At 47.5% G+C, this 14,661-nt stretch carries 13 protein-coding genes; 2 read left to right on the top strand and 11 right to left on the bottom strand.

What is annotated here, in order from left to right; genetic code table 11:
• Positions 1-27: 27 nt before the first annotated feature.
• The 10 genes from hisS to ACO9K6_RS17295 all read right to left on the bottom strand — a co-directional run bounded on the left by hisS (position 28) and on the right by ACO9K6_RS17295 (position 11,340).
• Positions 28-1,275 carry a histidine--tRNA ligase gene (gene hisS, locus ACO9K6_RS17250; protein ID WP_424768787.1) on the bottom strand — a complete coding sequence of 416 codons (1,248 nt, stop codon included), beginning with the start codon at positions 1,273-1,275 and terminating at the stop codon, positions 28-30.
• A 707-nt stretch (positions 1,276-1,982) separates the two neighbouring features.
• Entirely contained in the window at positions 1,983-2,150 is a 168-nt protein-coding gene (locus tag ACO9K6_RS17255; protein WP_424768788.1) for a hypothetical protein, read from the bottom strand.
• A gap of 91 nt (positions 2,151-2,241) precedes the next feature.
• Positions 2,242-2,685, bottom strand: coding sequence for a D-aminoacyl-tRNA deacylase (gene dtd, locus ACO9K6_RS17260; protein ID WP_424768789.1), 444 nt, complete (start codon positions 2,683-2,685; stop codon positions 2,242-2,244).
• 54 nt (positions 2,686-2,739) lie between these two features.
• Positions 2,740-4,920, bottom strand: a complete 2,181-nt coding sequence (locus ACO9K6_RS17265) for a RelA/SpoT family protein (RefSeq protein WP_424768801.1) — start codon at positions 4,918-4,920, stop codon at positions 2,740-2,742.
• A gap of 325 nt (positions 4,921-5,245) precedes the next feature.
• The gene (locus ACO9K6_RS17270) at positions 5,246-5,776 is read right to left on the bottom strand and encodes an adenine phosphoribosyltransferase (RefSeq protein WP_424768790.1); all 531 of its coding nucleotides are present in this window, start codon (positions 5,774-5,776) and stop codon (positions 5,246-5,248) included.
• 33 nt (positions 5,777-5,809) lie between these two features.
• Positions 5,810-7,840: a single-stranded-DNA-specific exonuclease RecJ gene (recJ, locus tag ACO9K6_RS17275; RefSeq protein ID WP_424768791.1), complete on the bottom strand. Its 2,031-nt coding sequence runs from the start codon at positions 7,838-7,840 to the stop codon at positions 5,810-5,812.
• Between the two features lie 33 nt (positions 7,841-7,873).
• The gene (locus ACO9K6_RS17280) at positions 7,874-8,791 is read right to left on the bottom strand and encodes a cation diffusion facilitator family transporter (RefSeq protein WP_424768792.1); all 918 of its coding nucleotides are present in this window, start codon (positions 8,789-8,791) and stop codon (positions 7,874-7,876) included.
• Positions 8,792-8,846: 55 nt separating this feature from the next.
• Positions 8,847-9,761 (bottom strand): protein translocase subunit SecF, encoded by a 915-nt coding sequence (secF, locus tag ACO9K6_RS17285; protein ID WP_424768793.1) that lies wholly within the window; start codon positions 9,759-9,761, stop codon positions 8,847-8,849.
• Positions 9,751-11,016, bottom strand: coding sequence for a protein translocase subunit SecD (gene secD / locus ACO9K6_RS17290; protein WP_424768794.1), 1,266 nt, complete (start codon positions 11,014-11,016; stop codon positions 9,751-9,753). The genes secF and secD overlap by 11 nt, the downstream gene beginning before the upstream one ends.
• Before the next feature lie 84 nt (positions 11,017-11,100).
• Entirely contained in the window at positions 11,101-11,340 is a 240-nt protein-coding gene (locus tag ACO9K6_RS17295) for a post-transcriptional regulator (protein WP_424768795.1), read from the bottom strand.
• Between the two features lie 259 nt (positions 11,341-11,599).
• Here ACO9K6_RS17295 and spoVB point away from each other — a divergent pair, with 259 nt between their 5' ends.
• The gene (gene spoVB, locus ACO9K6_RS17300; protein ID WP_424768796.1) at positions 11,600-13,159 is read left to right on the top strand and encodes a stage V sporulation protein B; all 1,560 of its coding nucleotides are present in this window, start codon (positions 11,600-11,602) and stop codon (positions 13,157-13,159) included.
• A 49-nt stretch (positions 13,160-13,208) separates the two neighbouring features.
• Here the strand turns inward: spoVB and ACO9K6_RS17305 are convergent, their stop codons facing one another.
• Positions 13,209-13,898 carry a YetF domain-containing protein gene (locus tag ACO9K6_RS17305; protein ID WP_424768802.1) on the bottom strand — a complete coding sequence of 230 codons (690 nt, stop codon included), beginning with the start codon at positions 13,896-13,898 and terminating at the stop codon, positions 13,209-13,211.
• A 286-nt stretch (positions 13,899-14,184) separates the two neighbouring features.
• Between ACO9K6_RS17305 and ACO9K6_RS17310 the strand changes: the two genes are divergently transcribed.
• The gene (locus ACO9K6_RS17310; RefSeq protein WP_424768797.1) at positions 14,185-14,577 is read left to right on the top strand and encodes a TIGR04086 family membrane protein; all 393 of its coding nucleotides are present in this window, start codon (positions 14,185-14,187) and stop codon (positions 14,575-14,577) included.
• Positions 14,578-14,661 lie beyond the last annotated feature (84 nt).

The raw sequence follows: 14,661 nt of genomic DNA on the forward strand, positions 1-14,661 counted from the left end.
TTAGTTAGAATGGTTTATTGGTGAAGCTTAACCTTTTATTTCATCAGCAAGCTGGGTTAATTCGACGAATCGCTGCTCACCCTTCGTCATATCCTTCAGTGCAATTTCTCCGCGCACTAGCTCGTCATCGCCCAGAATGGCGGTGTACCGGGCTTGCAGACGGTCAGCCGACTTCATTTGAGCCTTCATCTTCCGGCCAAGGTAATCACGCTCTGCCTTGATGCCTTGCTGTCTGAGCTGGTAAACCAGCTTCGTCACCTCACGGTCGGCGGCTTCGCCAAGCGCTACGAGGTAAACGTCGATTTGATTAAACGACGGAAGCTCGGTTTCCTGGTGCTGAAGCAATAGAATCGTTCTCTCTAATCCTAGTCCAAGCCCCACGCCTGACTGATCGGGTCCGCCGATCTCGGATACAAGCCCATTATAGCGGCCGCCTCCGCCAATCGTGTCGATTGCTCCGATGCCTTCAGCCTTGTATTCAAAGGCTGTGTGCGTGTAATAGTCAAGACCGCGTACAAGGCGGTGGTTAATCTCGAAAGGAATCCCCATATCGCTCAAATGCATTTGGACCTTGTCAAAGTGAATTTGACATTCCTCGTCCAAGCTGGCCAATATGGAAGGCGCATCTTCAAAGTGCTTCTGATCAACCTTGCAATCAAGGACACGCAGCGGATTGCGATCCATCCGCGACTGGCAATCCTTGCACAGCAGTTCGCGCTTTGGCTCTAGAAAAGCGAGCAAGCGCTCACGGAATGCTGCGCGCACGGCCGGCGTACCAACGGAATTGATTTCCACGCGCACACCCTTTAGACCAACCTCCGAGTAGAAGGTATACCCTAAAGCGATAACCTCAGCATCCAGAGCAGGATCGACTGAGCCCAGTGCTTCAACACCGAATTGGTGCAGCTGGCGATAACGTCCCGCCTGCGGACGCTCATAACGGAACATCGGTCCGATATAATACAGCTTGGAAACGTCCGGCTCGCCATACAGCTTATTCTCCACATAAGACCTTACGACGCCCGCTGTTCCTTCCGGCCGCAGCGTGTTGCTCCGATTGCCGCGATCGGTGAAGGTGTACATCTCTTTCTCGACAATATCTGTCGTCTCGCCTACACCGCGTTGAAACAGCTCTGTCGATTCGAATATTGGCGTCCGAATTTCCCGGAAATTGTAGCGTTGGCAAATATCGCGAGCCTTCTGCTCCACGTACTGCCATCTCTCTACCGAGCCTGGCAGTATATCCTGCGTGCCCGGCATTTTCTGAAATGCCATCTAATAACCCTCCTGTCCCGTCATTCATCCAAATAAGCTTTGAAATACAAAAAACTCCCGTCCCTAACGACTTGCGTCGAAAGGGACGAGAGTATAGCTCCCGTGGTACCACCCAAATTCCGAGCCTGCATCCTATGCATCAGCCCGCTTCAAAACGGTTAACGTCCGTCATCCGCAGTCCAGCTACTTTACGAACAGGGCTTCAAGCTGTGCGCTTGCTCCTGACATCCGTCTGTTCACCGTCTGTTCTCCGGGAGGTCTATTCATTCTACCGATATAAGGACCCTTGCAGCCAATTGACGTCCCTCTCTGAATACAGCGTGTAGAATTACTTTGTCCCATCAACGAATCTTTTTGACTTATACTGAAAATTAATTTTACCTGTCAGCCTGTGTAAAGTCAAGATGGTTTCCTTCTCATTTTCTTCCAACGATAACCAGTCAAATAAATGGACAGAAAAAAACCTACAAAACCAGTTTGTAGGTCCAAAAGTAAATTATATTTTTAAAAAGGGGGTCGAGTTCTATTATAGGTTATCGATGTTAAAAAAAAGTTAGAGATTGATTACAGTAATATTACAATTTCGAAAGCGTTTCAAAAACCTGTCTTCTTCCTATCCGAAGTATTTCGTTTGCCCCATATCGAACACCGCCCGAGCAGGCTGCTCGGGCGGTGTTCCTTTAAAGCTATAAAAGTAAAGGTTGTCCTTAATGACCCGATGGATCACGCCGGTGATGCTGAGGAAAGCCAGCCCATCCTTCAGCAGCCTCAATATTCTCCTCCAGCCCAGCCATGATCCTGGCTTCTCTGCGATCCGGATGCAGCAGCCTTCGCGAGACACGCTCGATGCTCTGTTCCTTGCGTGATTGATGCATACGCGATATTCCTCCAATATAGCCATAGCACGCGCGGAATCGTTAAGAAACCAGCACGGCTTATCGTATATTGTTTCCCGCAGGAACTATCTTAAGCGCCGCTTTCCAAAATTAATGTAACAGGGCCCGAATTGATTAGATCGACGTCCATCATAGCGCCAAAGCGACCGGTCTCAACGACAAGACTGTGTGAGCGCAGCGCTTCATTGAACTGATCATAAAGCAGCTCCGCTTGCTCAGGTCTGGCCGCCGCCATGAAATTGGGACGTCTGCCCTTGCGGCAATCGCCGTATAATGTGAATTGCGATACCGACAACAGCTGTCCACCAATATCGGTTACAGAAAGATTCATTTTGCCGGCCTCATCCTCGAAAATGCGCAAGCTTGCGATTTTGTCCGCCATCCAGCGAATATCCGCTTCCGTATCGTCATGTGTGATGCCAACAAGCAGCACAAGACCGAAATCAATAGCGCCGACTGTATCGCCATCAATGACAACCTTCGCCTGCTTACTGCGCTGTACGACTACCTTCACTGCCTTAAACCCTCCATTATCTCTAGCGTGTTCCCGGGCAATGACGCAAACCGTCTACTGCATGATGCGCTGTACCGAATAGATGTCTTGAACCCGTTTTATTTTCTCAACGACCGCCGACAAATGCTCAATGTTACGGATGAGCACCGTCATATGGATCAATGCCATTTTATTTTTAACCGAACGTCCCGTTACAGCTGATATATTAGTTTTGCTTTCGGAAACGGCCTGCAGCACCTCGTTCAGCAGCCCTCTGCGATCATTTCCGGTAATTTCGATGTCTACGCTGTAATTGGCTTCAATAGAGTCTTCCCACTCCACCTCGATGACGCGTTCTCCCTCTTCTCCCTGATCGCCAAAAGGAATGTTCATACAGTCCATCCGGTGAACGGATACTCCGCGCCCTCGTGTAATATAACCAACAATCGAATCTCCCGGAACCGGGTTGCAGCAGCGCGCGAATCTTACAAGCAAATTATCGATGCCCTTGACGGTAACACCCTGATTCGGTCTATTCTTCCGGTTGCCCGGCGACTTAATTTCTTTCACTTCAGCCGTCAATTCAAGCTGATTGGCAAGCTCTGCTTCCTTCCGCATCTTCTCGGTCAGCTTCGTGCAGATTTGCGCCGCGGTAATGCCTCCGAAGCCGATTGCGGACATCATATCCTCAATATCATTAAAAGCAAACTTTGCTGCGGCCTCCTGCAGCTTATCCTCCTGAAGCCAAGCAGACGGCTCCAGCCCCATTCGCTTCAGCTCTCGCTCAATCATGTCGCGGCCCTTGGCCACGTTTTCTTCGCGCTTCTCCTTCTTGAACCACTGCCGGATCTTGCTGCGGGCATGCGAGGATTGAGCAATTTTTACCCAGTCCTGACTTGGTCCATAAGAATGCTTCGACGTTAAAATCTCTACGATATCGCCTGTCATTAATTTATGATCAAGCGGCACGATTCTGCCGTTCACCTTTGCGCCGATCGTCCGATTACCGACCTCCGTATGAATACGGTATGCAAAATCCAGCGGCACCGAACCGGCTGGCAGCTCAATCACTTCACCGCTTGGCGTAAACACGAACACCAGGTCGGCAAAAAAATCCATCTTGAGCGATTCCATAAATTCAGACGCATCGCGCGCTTCATTCTGCAGCTCCAAAATTTCGCGGAACCAGGTCATTTTATCCTCAAAGCTGCCGCCCGGAACAAGCGAGCCTTCCTTATACGCCCAATGTGCCGCAATTCCGTACTCCGACGTTCGGTGCATATCCCAAGTTCGAATCTGTACCTCTGTAGGCTCCCCATTAGGTCCAATGACTGTCGTATGCAGCGATTGATACATATTCGCCTTCGGCATCGCGATATAGTCTTTGAAGCGTCCCGGCATAGGCTTCCACAGCGTATGAATAATACCTAACGTCGCATAACAATCTTTGATGTTGTCGACAATGATCCGAATGGCCAGCAAATCATAAATTTCGGTAAATTGCTTGTTTCGATCAGTCATCTTCTTATAAATACTGTACAAATGCTTCGGACGGCCCGAAATATCGCCATCAATGCCCATTTCTTCCAGCTTCTCTGTAATACGTGAAATGACGTCATGTATAAACTGCTCGCGCTCTATCCGCTTTTTCTTCATGAGATTTGCGATGCGGTAATATTGCTGCGGATTCAAATAGCGGAGCGCAATGTCTTCCATCTCCCACTTGATCGCGGAAATACCAAGGCGGTGCGCAATCGGGCAAAAGATCTCAAGCGTCTCATAAGCAATACGGCGCTGTGCTTCCTCCGACTGAAATTTAAGCGTCCGCATGTTGTGCAGACGGTCAGCCAGTTTAATGAGTATAACGCGAATGTCCTGCGCCATCGCCACAAACATCTTACGGTAGTTTTCGTTCTGCTGCTCTTCTTTGGAACGAAATTGAATTTTTTCGAGCTTTGTCAGACCATCTACAAGCATCGCACATGTTTCGCCAAATTTCGCGCGCACGGCCTGCAAATTAACTGTTGTATCCTCAACGACATCATGCAGCAATGCCGCAATAATCGACAGCACGTCCATCTGCATATCAACCAAAATATCCGCAACCGCTACAGGGTGTAATATATATGGCTCTCCGGATTTCCGCACTTGTCCGTGATGGGCTTGCTCGGCGAAATCATAGGCTTCCTGGATACGTATGAGGTCCTGCTCTTTCATATAGGCGGATGCCTTCTCGAGTAAATGCTCAATGCCCATGGAACGTCCCTTTCCAAGCGTAAACGGCTCGCTGTCCTGCCCAAAAGCGGGAATAGCTCGTTTCGCGATGAAATATAAGCGGTAAATTGAAGTGATTGAAGTAAAACGACTGCTTCCTTCTATTTTGATTAGCACTCCTGGCGGTTCCCATTCATGCGTTATCCGAGTTTTTATAATATTATGCCTGTAATAGCCTTACCGCGTCAACTATTCGAGCGATGTTATCATACAAGCTTCATTTATGGATAAAAAAAACCGCCTTGCTCCTCCGAGTTTATGCGGAGGAGCAAGGCGGTTTACAAAATCGCTTGCGACATGTCGGCAATTACTCGTAAGTCATTAATGAAGTGACTTCGATTCCGTCAAGCTTATCGCGACCGGTCAAGTATGCCAGCTCAATTAGAAATGCAGCACCCACCACTTCGCCGCCCAGCTGGCGGATAAGATTGATCGAGGTTGCGATCGTGCCGCCGGTTGCCAGCAAATCGTCGGCGATTAAGACACGTTGACCAGGCATAATCGCATCCTTATGCATAGCAAGCTGGTCATTGCCATATTCCAAATCGTAGTTCGCTGTAATTGTCTCGCCAGGCAGCTTGCCGCTTTTACGAATCGGAGCAAATCCTACGCCAAGCGCCAAAGCAAGCGGAGCGCCAACAACGAAACCGCGAGCCTCTGGGCCGGCGACGATATCGATCTGCATATGCTGAACGGCTTCACGCATTTCCTCGATAACCGCACGATAAACCGCACCATCCTTAAGCAAGGTTGTAATGTCCTTGAAACGGATGCCAGGCTGCGGGAAATCAGGAATTACCCGGATGTAATCTTTAAAATTGTATGTTGTGTTAGACACGTACTGTCAACCCTTTCCATTCTATCATCTTAGTTATGAATTCATTCCTAATGCTTGCAAATGAGACTTCTCGAATTCTCGCTTCGCCGCAAGATAACGCTCCGAGCTCGTTAATTCTCTTTTTTGCGGTGAGGCTGCCGCAATCATGCGATCATTCTGCAATTCAATAAACTGCAATTCCTCGAATACGTCAAGCATAAGCCTAACGGTCCCTAAGGTCAACTCGCTCTGCTTTGCCAGCCGTTCGGCAAGACCCTGCAGGGGCGCTTGGCCCAGCTGTCTAAGCTGTTGATAAATAAGTCCAAAATGTTCGCGTTCAGGAAAAACAGCTCCGCTCTCCGGATCAAAGTGAAGATCATGAAGCTGCAGCTGCGGTTTACGCTGGCCGTTCCACTCATTGATAGACAATTCCCCAACAACATCTACTTTTCGTCCAGGCTGCAGACTCTCCGACAGCATTCCCATGCCAAAGCCAATAACATCTAATATTCGGCGTCCGCTGCCTAATGTCAGCTTCAAATGGTTGGACTCCTTGCCGATCGTGCGACGGTCAGAAAGCTCGGCGCCTTGAAAAAGAAGCCGCGGCGATGGATTGCCCATCCCGAACGGTTCCAGCAAAGCTAAATCTGAAATGGTATCGATTGTCGCCTCGTTGACGGTGCATAAAAGATCCACCGTTGTTTTTGGAATCCAATCATCCTCAGACAGCCACATCGTCGCGAGCTCGCCGAGGCGCTTCTCAAACGTCTCTAATTGATCTCGATGGAGGCTCATGCCGGCAGCGGCCTGATGGCCGCCGTAGTGATCAAGGAGCTCGTCACATGCGGTTAAAGCAGCATGGAGATCATAGCCTTCAATTGATCGTGCAGAACCCTTGCACATGCCGGTCTGTTCATCTATACCAAGAATAATAACCGGTTTATAATTCCGCTCTAAAATCTTAGAGGCCACAATTCCAATAACGCCAACGTTCCAGCCTACCCCTGCCAGCACGATAACCGGAGGAGCCTCTATACCCGCCGCCGACGCTTTCTCGCACTTCGCAGCCCATTGCAGCTCCGCTTCCTTAACAATGCTCTCCACAATGCGCTGCCGCTCCTTGTTCAAGCTGTCCAAGCCAGCAGCAACGAGTATGGCGTTGTCATAATTTTCGGTTGTGAGCAGTTCGACTGCACGTTTTGCATGATCCAATCTGCCTGCAGCATTTATGCGCGGCGCCATTCCGAACGCTACTCCCGTTGAGGTAATGGAGCTAAGCTCAATGCCGCCAGCTTCCGCTAACGCGCGAAATCCGATTCTTGCATCGCTCCGCAGGCTTTCCAAACCATATCTCACAATGATTCTATTCTCATCCGTCAGCGGCATCAAGTCGGCAATCGTTCCAAGGCTTACGATATCTGCCCATTCCAGAGGGGGACGGTCAAGCAGAGCATGCGCTAATTTAAAAGCAACGCCTACGCCTGCAAGACCTTTGAACGGATAAGGACAGTTCTTCTGCTTCGGGTTCACAACTGCGCTTGCAGCTGGAATTTGCTCAGGCGGCTCATGATGATCGGTAACGATGACATCCATGCCAAGCTCCTTCGCATATTCGACTTCCTCATAAGCGCTAATGCCTGTATCGACCGTTACGATTAACCGTACGCCTTCCTCAGCAGCAAGTGCAATCGCTTTGCGATTGAGACCATATCCTTCCAATGAGCGATGTGGAATATAATAATCAAAATTGTAATTCAAATAACGAAATAGATGGACGAGCAAAGAGGTGCTCGATACACCATCCGCATCATAGTCGCCATAAATACGGATTTTCTCATTTCGTTCGGCAGCCAGCTTGATCCTCTCAACGGCCTCCTTCATTCCCAGCAGCTTATACGGATGATAAAAATGCTCCTGCCCTCCCCGCAAAAACTTTTCTGCGGTATCGACTTCAGCGTGGCCCCGCTGCACTAATAATCTGGCCACAAGCGGCGGCAAGGTCAGCTGGGAGGCCAGCTCCTTGGCCTTGTCTTCATCCGCTGGCTGCCAAGGCGCGACAGCCCATCGTGTCTTTCTATGAATCATTCGGCACCCCCTTCTCCTGCTGGTTGCAAGCTCTTATTGCAGCAGTGTCGGCATTTGCTCCTGATTCGGATCATGATTGGATTTATACGGGTAACCCGGATCATAAGGCTCAACATAAATCAATACATCCGTCACATGAATAAATCGCTTCATCACGAGCTGCTTTACTCTTTTGGCAATTTCTTGCCCTTCTAAAACGGTAATTCTCGGATTCACGCTGATGACCATCTCGGCAAAGACATAGTGTCCATGCTCTTTGGCTCGAATTGACTGCACCGTTACAACACCCTCAACTCGCTGTACAAGCTGCATAAGCTCGTCTGAGTCTTCCTCATCAGCTGTCTCCTTGTTATCCTTGCGAGCGAGGACAGCAACCATCTTAAAGCCATTTTGCATAACAATGGCAGCTATGATAAGCGCTGCTGCCGGATCACAATAATAAAGCACAGGAATTGCTAATATTTTGCCAATGACAGCTCCACCCGTTCCAACCAAAGCCGTTAAAGAGCAATAAATGCCTGTTAGCCGATCTTTGGCGGGCAAGAAGAGCTGCTGCAGCACAAATCCAATAGCAATCGCTAATGCAGCACTCCAGTGAGGGGCTTCCGTTAAGCTATTCGCAACAGCACGAATAGCGGAAATTCCAATTTCAAGCCCCATTAGAAGAAGGACGACAGACAACAGAATCGTTGTCGTCGTCTCCCCTCTCCTATGCTCAGCCCCTGAAGCTGCATTCAGCCTAGTCATCTTGACACGACGGCTTGCTCTTATGCCAGTCAAGGCCGCGCCGGATGCTGCCGCTTCCGCGGCTGTACGGAATGCATCTGCCAGCAGCGCTTTGCTTCCTGACAACCAGCCTACTATCCCTTTCAACAATGCAAGCAGCATGTTCCCCCATAAGCCGGCCCAGCTTGCGGACTCTGCTTTTGCATATCGCTGTGCGGTTGACATTTGTACCTCCTAAAAAGTTTGCGCAGCAAACTCACCTCGTAAGCATTCAGAACTCTTAAGGCGCTGTTTGCGCATTTATTGCTGGCTTCTTCTTTTTTTCTTTATTCTTCAGTACATACCATATCGGGCTTGCAATAAATACGGAGGAATATCCGCCGCTTATCAAACCGATGAGCATAGCAAGCGAGAACATTTTCAACGACTCGCTGCCAAAAATATACAAGCAAAGCGCTGCAAATATTACCGTTATGACCGTATTAATGGAGCGAGCCATCGTTTGCCAAATACTCGAATCGACAACTGCAGCCAAGTCTTGACTGCTGCGAATTTTTGAGAATCGCAAATTTTCCCGAATACGGTCAAATACGACAATCGTATCATTAATGGAGTAACCAATAATTGTTAGAACCGCTACAATAAACGGCAGATTAACCTCAAGCCGCAAAATCGAGAAGACACTAATAACGATGAAAGCATCATGTGCGAGGGAAATAATCGCAGCAATCGCAAAACGCCATTCAAAGCGAATTGCAATATATACAATGATCCCGAGGCTCGCTACAAGCATAGCGATCAGCGCATTCATTTGCAGCTCTCTCGCCATCTCAACGTCAACGGTGTTAACCTCCATTGATGCATTTGGGTCAAATTTACTAGCAAAATCAATCTTCAATTGATTTTCCTTATCGGGCTGAAGCACCTCGTCAAAACGAATACCGACTCGATCCGCACCTACAGTAACTGTAGAGTTGGAGAAGCCAGCCTCGCTAAGATATTGTTCAATCTCCGCTTTCTGATCTGACATGCTTTTAGTTACGGCAATATCCACGTTAGAGCCTGCTTTGAAATCCACACCGTAATTTAAACCTAACACAGCAAGCATTACGGCACCAATCACACTAATGGCAATGGAGAAGATGAAAAAATACCGTCTATTTTTGATAAAGCTGTAATCTCGATTAAAGCGCACGGATTTCACTCTCCTTAACACCGTAATATGAAGGTTTATTCAGCAGGTTGCTTCGGATCAGGAGGGCAAGAAGCATTCTCGAGAAAATGACGTTAGTAATAATACTAACGATAATACTCATAATGAGAATTACTGCAAAGCCTTTTACAGAACCGGTACCAATAAAGAATAACACAAAACCTGCAATCGCAGTCGTTATTTGAGCGTCAAGAATCGTACGAAGTGAATTCTTCGAGCCTGCCTTCAGAGAGGACATTACGCTCTTTCCGCTCAACATTTCCTCTTTGATCCGTTCATACGTAATGATATTCGCATCCACTGCCATGCCGATACCAAGAATAAAAGCTGCGATACCTGGCAGAGTCAGCGTTGCACCCATCAGCCAGAAACCGACAAGCAGCAGCCAAATGTACACAATTAACGAAATGCTTGCTACTATACCTGGCAGACGGTAGAACACGAGCATAAACAACAGGATGATCACCGTTCCAAGAATACCAGCGAACATCGTTTCCTGAAGTGAAGCTTGTCCGAGCGTTGCACCCACGCTTTGCATATATTTCTCCGTAAGCTTAAGCGGAAGCGCCCCTAGATTAATCGTCTGAGCAATCTCATCTGCCTCGGTACGAGTAAAGCTGCCTTCAATAGAGGCGTTCGTGTCTCTAATTTCAAAACCAACCCTAGGCGCAGCTAACTGACGATCATCCAAATAAATAGCCAGCAAATTTTTTCCTTCAGGCTGCTGCGCAATACTTTTTGTCAGATCTCCGAATTTATCAGCGCTTTTCATTTTAAGCGTAATGTCATAGCCGTTCATTTGATTAAGAACAACATCGGCTCCATTTTCTACAAAGTCGGTTCCGATGAGCTCTGTCTTACAAAATCCTTGCTCCTCCGTACAGCCCACCATGCTTCGGAATGTCAGCTCAGCCGGTTTTTTCAAAGTTTCTCTAACCGCTGCTTCATCTGATACGCCAGCTATTCTCACACGGATCCGATTATTGCCCTCTGGCAATACCTCTGGCTCTGCAACACCAGACACGTTGGCACGCTGCTCGAGGCTTTTAGCCGTTTCAATGAGCGCATTATGTGTTACGGTGCCTCCCGGCGGAATGGTTTCCGCTTCATATAAAATTTCAAATCCGCCTTTTAGATCGAGTCCTAGCTTGACCTTGTTCACTAGTGTCGGGCTTGTCACTCCAATTAAAACAAATGACAAGACTACAATTAGCACAAATGCAACCATACGTTTCATTGACTGTAGGCTCCCTTTCATCATTTCAATATTCCTATTATACAGACGTCGCAAAATCGAGTCAAAAAAAGAACCTCTTCCAAGTTAGAATGAGGTTCCTTTGTATGCGCTCATTGTCATGAAATTCATAAACCTGGTTACCTTCAGTGACAAAATATCATTAACCAGCTGATGCAGCTCAGGTTGTCCGTTTTTTATATATTTTTCACTGACGCATTCCCATACTTCCTTACCGGTCACATACTCGTAGCCAATCTGCCGAAATTCTTCCGCCTTGCTGTTGCAGAGCTCCTCAATCACTAGGTTTAAATCCTCGTCCTCCATGCTGCTGTTCCCTCCCAGAAGCTATAGCTTTACGACCGTTAAACCTGCTTCGCAAGCATCCGCCTAAACCGTCTTGACAAAGTATTCGATGTCATGAATCCAAATTCCTGCCCGTTTATTCAACAATCTCTAAAAATGAGTGACATTGAAATGGACATGCCGCGCATAAAGATGATAGTACCTGCCTGTCTCACGCTTCATCCTTACCATAGAAAAGGCTAGATACTGCGATTCCACGATAGAGATGAGGTCAATCATTATGACGAAGCAAACATTTATTAAGGGTGCGATGATCTTGCTGGCTGCCGGCATTATTAACCGTCTTCTCGGCTTTGTTCCTCGTATTGCGCTTCCGCGTATTATTGGCGCGGAGGGCGTTGGTCTATATCAGCTTAGCTTTCCGTTTCTTACCGTCATGCTGACAATTATTACAGGCGGTATACCGCTTGCGGTAGCCAAATGGATCGCAGAAGCCGAATCTCAAGGCGATTACGCTCGGGTCAAATATATTTTCAGAGCTGCCATGGGCCTAGTCGTATCGCTTGGAGTGATCATGACAGGAGCTATGCTTCTATTTGCTCCGTGGATTACTAATCATGTGCTTCCCGATGAGCGCGTCTACCGGACATTCTTATCCATGACGCCATTATTGCTAATTAGCGGGATCTCGGCCGTGTACCGAGGATATTTTCAAGGAAAACAGAACATGATTCCAAGCGCAGTCTCTCAGATCACGGAAACCGTGCTGCGCATTATCGCCTCTCTTGGGTTTGCTTATTTCCTGCTTCCGTTAGGTTTAGAATGGGCAGCAGCTGGGGCAATGCTTGGTGTTGTTGTCGGAGAGATTGGTGGTCTGCTCGTCATGTTGTGGAAGTATTACCGGGAGAAAAAAAACGTAAGGAAAACACTCGTTGTTGAAACGAATACTCCAACCATAAAAGACGAACCCGTGCTAAAAAAATTGCTTACTCTATCCATACCCGTAACCGCGAGCAAAATGGTCGGCTCCTTCTCTTATTTGCTTGAAACTATTTTCACTGCAAGAAGCTTAATTGCCGCCGGCATTGCTTCGGGCATCGCAACTGCGCAATATGGCGCCCTTCAGGGGATGATCGTGCCGCTAATACTGCTTCCAACGGCTTTAACTTATTCTCTTGCCGTTTCGCTAGTACCGTCTCTGTCCGAAGCTGCAGCTAAAGGTGACAAAGTGCTCATCCATAAAAGACTGCATCAGTCCATGCGCCTTGCTCTTGTATCTGGAGCACCATTTGTCGTAGTCATGGCTTTATTCGCAGAGCCCATCTGCAGAATTCTTTACGATCATGCCGATATTGCACCCATGCTTCAGCTTATCGCTCCCGTCGGCATCTTCATTTACTTGCAAGCCCCTCTTCAAGCAGCGCTTCAGGCTTTGGACAAACCTGGTACGGCTCTTGTCAATACGCTGATCGGTGCTGTTGTGAAGCTCTTGCTTATCATTAAGCTTGCCTCGGACCCCGATTTCGGCATATTTGGCGCCTTAATTGCCATTAATGTTAATATTGTGCTTGTCACCGTATTGCATGGCATAAGCGTTCTTCGTTATATCGGCTTTTATATGAGGCTATTCGATTTTGTGAAAGTTGGGGCGGCCATGGTCGTTATGGGAGCTTCTGCACAATACACGATGAATCGACAGCTGCTGCCTGCGGAATGGATCAATTTATTGCTTGCCTGTGCAGCTAGTGTAGTTGTTTACTTGCTCCTAATGATTTTGATGAAAATTATCGATCGGCATGACATCATGCGTATCCCTATACTCGGCAGATGGTTTAAATAATAATATGCACCACGTACAAACGCGTTTCCGGAAAGGGATAATTCCCTCTCTAGAAACGCGGTTTACGTTCATGCATATCAACAAACAGCTTCCCTCTATGATCGATTGTGCAAAAGAAAACGTCCTTGAAATCGGATACGCCTTGTTCCTGCAGCACATTTTTTAACCAGAATCTTGTTTTTTCGAGCTTTTCCAAATTTTCATCTTGAACCTTTCCGTCCATAATAAGCGGTATCGGCAATATTTCAAAACGGAATTTTTTTGGAATGATCTTGGATATACCTTTATCCTCCTGCCTCCCTGCTTGGCCGTCGCCTTCATTAGCCCCTCCGTCCTCCATGTCCGGAGATGACTGCTTTGGAATGACAGAAAGCTTGCCGCTCGTCTCTAAAACTGCAAATTCAACGTCGGAAACAGCGCTAATTTTATTTTCGCGAAGCTGAAGCATGAGATCGTCGAGATTGTACCGCTGCTTACGCATCACTTCGCTGTTCAGCTTGCCTTTGTCAATAATGACGCTTGGCTTACCGTCAAATAAAAGCCTCATCCTGCGGCTTTTCATAGTCATAAACGCACTTCCTACTTGAATCAGCAGCAATACAACCATTGGTAAAATCCCGCTCCAAAGCGAGCGTTCCATATCCTCCAGCACAATTACAGCAATTTCTGCGATCATAACCGAAATAACAAGATCAAACACCGACAGCTTTCCAATTTCACGCTTGCCCATAAAGCGCATGATGAGAAATACTACGAAATAAATGATCACCGTCCGGATCAACAGGCCCCCATATTCCAACGGAATCCGCCTCCTCGACATTATCATGCCAACTGATGTCAGCTGTATTTATCCGTACAGCTATTCTGACCTACACCTGATCACATCATACTGTTTGTCTTACACGAATATATGGCAACAGATGAGGATTAAATAATTACATGCTCCAAAATATCGCTACCTGTACTATTCCAATGAGCTTGACCATATGGTTAAGTAATACGTTCTTAAGATTGGAGGAAATCTGATGAGCTCGGTTAAACAAGCTCCAAAACCGCCTTTAATCGCTTCACCATTACTTGCAGGAGTGCTTTACTCCATCATTTGGTTAGCCGTTGGAGCATTATTGCTGTCTCTGCTTTTGCATTTTACGGAAATGAAAGAAAGCAGCCTGCCCTCGCATGCTTTCCTTATTCATGCAGTCGCTTCTCTGACAGGGGGCTTCGCGGCTGGCAAACGCTCCGAAAGCAAAGGGTGGTACAATGGTTCTCTCCTTGGATTGCTATATGGCATCATAATCATGATCGTAAGCTTTCTTGCATCGAATGCTTCAATATCAATACATAGCCTTCTACTGCTCGGAGTAGCGCTTCTTGCCGGTGCTTTCGGAGGCATGATCGGTGTGAATATGAGAAAATAAAGAAAAGAAGGGGCTGTCCAGAAAGTCAGTGAAAACTGACTTCTGGCAGCCCCGTTTTTGTTGAATTCTAAAAATACGCACAAA

Origin of the sequence: Paenibacillus praedii (assembly GCF_049725345.1) — a bacterium.
Lineage (GTDB): Bacteria > Bacillota > Bacilli > Paenibacillales > Paenibacillaceae > Pristimantibacillus.

What these genes read in the sequence shown, in the direction of transcription:
- hisS (WP_424768787.1), bottom strand. Translation starts at nt 1,275, where the DNA reads ATGGCATTTCAGAAAATGCCGGGCACGCAGGATATACTGCCAGGCTCG.
- ACO9K6_RS17255 (WP_424768788.1), bottom strand. Translation starts at nt 2,150, where the DNA reads ATGCATCAATCACGCAAGGAACAGAGCATCGAGCGTGTCTCGCGAAGG.
- ACO9K6_RS17265 (WP_424768801.1), bottom strand. Translation starts at nt 4,920, where the DNA reads ATGGGCATTGAGCATTTACTCGAGAAGGCATCCGCCTATATGAAAGAG.
- recJ (WP_424768791.1), bottom strand. Translation starts at nt 7,840, where the DNA reads ATGATTCATAGAAAGACACGATGGGCTGTCGCGCCTTGGCAGCCAGCG.
- ACO9K6_RS17280 (WP_424768792.1), bottom strand. Translation starts at nt 8,791, where the DNA reads ATGTCAACCGCACAGCGATATGCAAAAGCAGAGTCCGCAAGCTGGGCC.
- secD (WP_424768794.1), bottom strand. Translation starts at nt 11,016, where the DNA reads ATGAAACGTATGGTTGCATTTGTGCTAATTGTAGTCTTGTCATTTGTT.
- ACO9K6_RS17295 (WP_424768795.1), bottom strand. Translation starts at nt 11,340, where the DNA reads ATGGAGGACGAGGATTTAAACCTAGTGATTGAGGAGCTCTGCAACAGC.
- spoVB (WP_424768796.1), top strand. Translation starts at nt 11,600, where the DNA reads ATGACGAAGCAAACATTTATTAAGGGTGCGATGATCTTGCTGGCTGCC.
- ACO9K6_RS17305 (WP_424768802.1), bottom strand. Translation starts at nt 13,898, where the DNA reads ATGCGCTTTATGGGCAAGCGTGAAATTGGAAAGCTGTCGGTGTTTGAT.
- ACO9K6_RS17310 (WP_424768797.1), top strand. Translation starts at nt 14,185, where the DNA reads ATGAGCTCGGTTAAACAAGCTCCAAAACCGCCTTTAATCGCTTCACCA.